Origin of the sequence: Amycolatopsis sp. lyj-346, assembly GCF_046548975.1 — a bacterium.
Classification (GTDB): Bacteria; Actinomycetota; Actinomycetes; order Mycobacteriales; family Pseudonocardiaceae; genus Amycolatopsis.
On sequence record NZ_JAJPWT010000053.1, the window covers coordinates 1 to 878 of the forward strand.

An 878-nucleotide genomic window follows, 5' to 3' on the forward strand; every position below is an offset into this window, starting at 1 on the left:
ATCACGGCGTGGGCCGTGTCCGAGCGTCGCGCGCCTCGCAGCAGCAGCTGCCGGACGTGGTCGGAAAACTCCCAGTGCGCCCGGTCCCAGGGAGTTCCGTCCCGGACCCGCTCCAGCAGCCCGCTGGTGAAGACCTCGGCGAGGTGGCCGGGACCGGAGCCGGGAACCAGTTCGGCCTGCAGGGTGCGGGCGACGCCGACGTCCACGGGCACCGCGGCCAGCAGTGTCGCGAGCCGGAACGCGGACGGAGAAGCGGAACTGTGGAAAAGCTTCACCTTTTCTCGTGCGGACCGCTCCGACTGCTGCCCCGCACCGCGATCACCGGGCCGTGGCTCGTCGCGGGCGAGCACTACGGCGGCTTTGCGGGGCAGGCCACCCATTCCGGTGACCATCGACGCCCACCAGCCGAGCCACCGGTCCTGCAGTTCGAGCACGGGCACCGGGACCGCACCGGCGGTGAGCTCGGCGGCCTCGGCGGGATCCAGGAGGACGTCGGCCGGCTGCACGTCGTAGGTGCCGTTGGGCCGCAACGGGCCGGGTGGGGTGAGCACCGCCTGGTGGATCCCCATCCCGCCGCGGGGCCAGAGGCGCTGCGGCAGCAGGTGCACGATCGCGACCGGCATGGCCCGTCCCCACCGGGCGAGCATCGGCGAAACCAGGTCCCGGTGCCACGCGTCGCTGACCCCATCGGTCACGAGCAGCAGGAGGCTCCGGTCCGCCGAGCCGATGACCTCGCCGGCCCCGCGCGCCGGGGCGTCGGCCGTACCGCCACGCAGAGTCGGGCCGAGGACCTCGCCCCCCTCGGCTGCCCCGGTCTTACCGGTTTCCAGCAGCCGGACCCGGATCGACCGAAACGCTCCCAGCCGTTCCAGCAGCCG

At 73.5% G+C, this 878-nt stretch carries 1 protein-coding gene; it reads right to left on the reverse strand.

From position 1 onward, the window contains the following. A partial coding sequence (locus ACLJQE_RS44625) for an SAV_2336 N-terminal domain-related protein (protein ID WP_410645921.1) occupies positions 1–878 on the reverse strand: 878 nt, incomplete at both ends.